Here is a 4,677-nt window from a genome sequence, read left to right on the forward strand (position 1 = left end):
CATGGACCGGCGCAGCGCCACTGCGTCGGCCACGGCCGCCGGTGCCCGGGCCGTGGCGTCCAGCCGGAAGACCTGCACGGTCTCCGACACGGTCTGCGCCTGGGCCTGCAAGGCCATGGCCGATGCCGCGTTCTGCTCCACCAGCGCCGCGTTCTGCTGCGTGATGTTGTCCAGATGCGCCACGGCCGCGTTGACCTGCGAGATGCCGCTGAGCTGCTCGTTGGAGGCGCTGTGGATTTCGCCGATCAGCAGGTTCACGCGCCGCACCAGGTCCAGCGATTCGGTCATGGTTTTCTGCGCGACCTCGGTGCGCTGATTGCCATCCAGCACCTTGGCGGCGGAGTCGTCTATGAGTTCGCGGATCTCCTTGGCCGCTGCCTGCGTGCGCTGCGAGAGGCTGCGCACTTCGGCCGCCACCACCGCAAATCCCCGGCCCTGGTCGCCCGCGCGCGCGGCCTCCACGGCGGCGTTCAGCGCCAGGATGTTGGTCTGGAAGGCGATGGAGTCGATGAGCTGCGTGATCTCACCAATACGCCCCGACGCGGCCTGGATCTGCTTCATGGTGGCCGCCACGCCGTCGACGGCGCCGCTGCTGCGCTCGGCCACCTCGCTGGCCTGGGTGGCCAGGTCCGTGGCCTGGCGCGCCGACTCGGCCGTGTGCTTGACCGTGCCCGTGATCTCCTCCATCGAGGCCGCCGTCTGCTGCAGGTTGCCGGCCTGGGTTTCCGTGCGCGCGGACAGGTCCTGGTTGCCCTGCGCGATTTCCCGCGTGGAGATCTGCATCTTGTCGCTTTCCTCGCGCGCATCGCGCACGATGGACAGCAGGTTCACATTGAGCTGGCTCAGCGCCTTCTGCAGATCGCCCACCACGTCCTTGCGCGTGATGCGTATGGTCTGCGTCAGGTCGCCGGCCGCCAGGCGGTTGGCCTGCAGCACCATCTGCGCCAGCGGCGCCACGGTCAGCCGGTACGCCCAGGCCCCGGCCAGCCCCGTGAAGATGCAGACCGCCAGCCAGGCCAGCGCGGACCATGCATCCAGCGTGTGCCCTCCCGCCATCGCCGCGCCAAAGGCCGCCGCCACCACCAGGAAGAAGATCAGCACCAGCTTGCCTGCCAGGCCCAGGCTCAGCGCGCTGGCAAGGCGTCCGCGCAGGTTGTTGCGCACCAGATGGCCGGCGCGCAGCACGTGGACCTTGCGCCCTGCGTCCTTTTCGGCGCGCATGGTGGCGTAGAGGCGCTCGGCCGCATCCGTCTGCTCGCGCGTGGCCTCGGTGCGCACCGACATGTAGCCCGAGGGCCGGTCGCCTTCCATCAGCGGCGTGACATTGGCCATGACCCAGTAGAAGTCGCCGTTCTTGCGCCGGTTCTTCACGGGCGCCGACCAGGGCAGGCCGGCCGAGATGGTGGCCCACATGTCGCGGAAGGCTTCCTCGGGCATGTCGGGGTGGCGGATCATGTTGTGGGGCTGGCCCAGCAGTTGTTCGCGCTCGTAGCCGCTGACCTCGATGAACATCGGGTTGCAGTAGAGGATGCGCCCCTTCAGGTCCGTGGTGGACACCAGGGTCTGGCCCTTGGGAAATGCGTATTCACGCGTGCTGACTGGCAGATTCACTCTCATAGGCGTGGTCCCTTGAAGAAGAAAAATCCTTCACGTCATTGCGGCCCTGGCTTACTGCAGGACCCGGTGGCTTGTTGTACCCCGATTCGTCGCATTTGAAACAAATCGCCACAAAACCTCCATTCGATTCAGACATCTGATTGCGCGCTCTCGATAGCGGGCGCACCGCCTTGAGGCATGCGACGCACCACCATGGCTCGGCCGCCGGGCGGCAGCCCCGAGGACAGCGCCCGCGCAGGGCTGCGCGCCCTGGCATGCCGCTTGCTTCATCCCGTGCGTGGCCATTGCAGGCCATGGGGGCAAGGCGCAACGAGGTGCCGCTGCCCCAGGGACAAAGGCGTCAACCCGCGCGCAGGCAGCAGCCGCGCAGTGGGGATGACGCCTTTTTGCTTTTCGAACCGATGCGGGGGCGCAATGAAGAAATCCAGGCTGGTGATGGTGGGCAACGGCATGGCCGGCGTGCGCACGCTGGAAGAGCTGCTCAGGATCGCGCCCGACCTCTACGAGATCACCGTGTTCGGCGCCGAGCCGCACCCCAACTACAACCGCATCATGCTGTCGCCCGTGCTGGCGGGCGAGCAGCAGCTGGACGAAATCATCCTCAACGACTGGTCCTGGTATGCCGGGCACGACATCACCTTGCATGCAGGCTGCCGCGTGCATGCGGTGGACCGGGCGCGCCGCGTGGTGCATGCCGTGGACGCCACCGGCCAGCCCGTGAGCGCCGGGTACGACCGCCTGATCCTGGCCACGGGATCGCGCCCCTTCATGCTGCCCGTGCCCGGGCGCGAACTGGACGGCGTGCTCGGCTACCGCGACATTGCCGACACCCAGGCCATGATCGCGGCGGCCGCCAGCCACCGCCAGGCGGTGGTCATCGGCGGCGGCCTGCTGGGCCTGGAGGCCGCCAACGGCCTCATGAAGCGCGGCATGGAGGTCACCGTGGTGCATGCGAGCGAGCGCCTGCTGGACCGCCAGCTCGACGAGACCGCCGCCGCCTTGCTGCAGGCCTCGCTGGCCGAGCGCGGCATGCGCTTTCTGATGCAGGCCCAGACCCGCGCGCTGACGGGCGATGGCCAGGGCCGCGTGGCCTGCGTGCACCTGCAGGACGGGCGCGATGCGCCGGCCTCGCTCGTGGTCATGGCTGTGGGCATCCGGCCCGAGACCGCGCTGGCCGAGCAGATGCACCTGCATGTGCAGCGCGGCATCGTGGTCAGCGACACGCTGCAGACCGTGACCGACCCGCGCATCTATGCCGTGGGCGAATGCGCGGCGCACCGGGGCGTGGCCTACGGGCTGGTGGCGCCGCTGTTCGAGCAGGGCAAGGTGCTGGCCAACCACCTGGCCGAAATCGGCATCGGCCGCTATCCGGGCTCGCAGACCTCGGCCAAGCTCAAGGTCACGGGCATTCATCTGTTCAGCGCAGGCGACTTTCGCGGCGACGACGGCACGGAGGAAATCGTGCTCAGCGACCCCGGCGCGGGCGTGTACCGCAAGCTGGTGCTGCGCGGCGACAGACTGGTCGGCGCCTGCCTGTATGGCGACACCGAGGACGGTGGCTGGTACTTCCGCCTGTTGCGCGATGGCGTGGCAGTGCAGGAACTGCGCGACCGCCTCATGTTCGGCGAAAGTCAAGCCAGCCAGGCCAGCCAGGCCGACCCGGCCAGCGGCCCGTGACGGCGCCCGCCCCCGTGCCCTGCCCTTCCCTCATCCACCCCAGGCCCACCATGCAAGAAACCCGATCCACCTGCCCCTACTGCGGCACAGGCTGCGGCGTCATCATCGAAAGCGATGGCGCCCGCATCACGGGCGTGCGCGGCGACCCGGCGCATCCGGCCAATCACGGGCGCCTGTGCACCAAGGGCAGCACGCTGCATCTGACGGCCTCGCCCGCCCTGGCGCGGCAGACCCGGCTGCTGCAGCCCGCCCTGCGCACCACGCGCGGGGCTGCGCCCCGGGACATCAGCTGGGATGCCGCGCTGGACCTGGCAGCCGGCAGGCTGGCCTCCATCGTGCAGGAGCGCGGCCCCGATGCCGTGGGCCTGTATGTGAGCGGCCAGTTGCTGACCGAGGACTACTACGTCTTCAACAAGCTGGCCAAGGGCCTGATCGGCACCAACAACATCGACACCAATTCGCGCCTGTGCATGAGCAGCGCCGTAGCGGGCTACAAGGCCACGCTGGGCGCCGACGCGCCACCGGCCTGCTACGAGGACGTGGACCATGCGGACTGCCTGTTCATCGTGGGCAGCAACGCGGCATGGGCCCATCCCGTGCTCACGCGGCGCATAGAGCAGGCGCGTGCCGCGCGGCCGCAGATGAAGATCATCGTGGCCGACCCACGCCGCACCGACACGGCCGGCATGGCCGACCTCTTCCTGCCGCTGCGCCCCGGCAGCGACACCCTGCTGTTCCACGGCATGCTGCACATCATGGAGCTGGAAGGCTGGCTGGACCGGGCCTACATCGCGCGCCACACCAGCGGCTTTGCCGACCTGCAGGCCCTGGTGCGGGAGGCCACGCCCGAGCGCGTGAGCGAGGTCTGCGGCCTGCCCCGCCACGACCTTTTCCAGGCCGCGCAGTGGTTCGCGCTGGGAGGAGATGCGCGGGACGGCGCCGCCCGTGGCGCAACGCTCAGCCTGTACTGCCAGGGCCTGAACCAGAGCAGCAACGGCACGGCCAAGAACGCCGCGCTGATCGGCCTGCACCTGGCCACGGGCCAGATCGGGCGCGCAGGCGCGGGACCGTTCTCGCTCACGGGCCAGCCCAATGCCATGGGCGGGCGCGAGGTGGGCGGGCTGGCCAATCTGCTGTCGGCCCACCGCGACCTGGCCAACCCGGCCCACCGCGCCGAAGTGGCCGCCCTATGGGGCGTGGACGCCGTGCCATCACGGCCCGGCAAGACCGCCGTGGAGATGTTCGAGGCCGCCGCCGAGGGCGAGATCCGCGCGCTGTGGATAGCCTGCACCAACCCCGCGCAAAGCATGCCCGACCAGGCCCTGGTGCGGCGCGCACTGCAGCGGGCCGAATTCGTCATCGTGCAGGAGGCCTTTGCCACCA

The 4,677-nt window shown here is 69.4% G+C and carries 3 protein-coding genes; 2 read left to right on the forward strand and 1 reads right to left on the reverse strand.

The genetic code is table 11. From position 1 onward, the window contains the following. Positions 1-1,617 (reverse strand): methyl-accepting chemotaxis protein (locus L995_RS21140; protein WP_047473501.1); only part of this gene is annotated, 1,617 nt, incomplete at its 3' end. A 414-nt stretch (positions 1,618-2,031) separates the two neighbouring features. Here L995_RS21140 and L995_RS21145 point away from each other — a divergent pair. Beyond that, the gene (locus L995_RS21145; RefSeq protein ID WP_082001594.1) at positions 2,032-3,294 is read left to right on the forward strand and encodes an NAD(P)/FAD-dependent oxidoreductase; all 1,263 of its coding nucleotides are present in this window, start codon (positions 2,032-2,034) and stop codon (positions 3,292-3,294) included. A 50-nt stretch (positions 3,295-3,344) separates the two neighbouring features. After that, the coding region (locus tag L995_RS21150) for a molybdopterin-dependent oxidoreductase (protein ID WP_047473498.1) at positions 3,345-4,677 on the forward strand (1,333 nt) is incomplete at its 3' end.

This window comes from Delftia sp. ZNC0008 (assembly GCF_000799035.1).
GTDB classification, from domain to species: Bacteria; Pseudomonadota; Gammaproteobacteria; order Burkholderiales; family Burkholderiaceae_C; genus Comamonas; species Comamonas tsuruhatensis.

Bases quoted from the DNA above. Each gene is read 5' to 3' on its own strand.
- L995_RS21145 (WP_082001594.1), top strand. From the start codon at position 2,032: ATGAAGAAATCCAGGCTGGTGATGGTGGGCAACGGCATGGCCGGCGTG.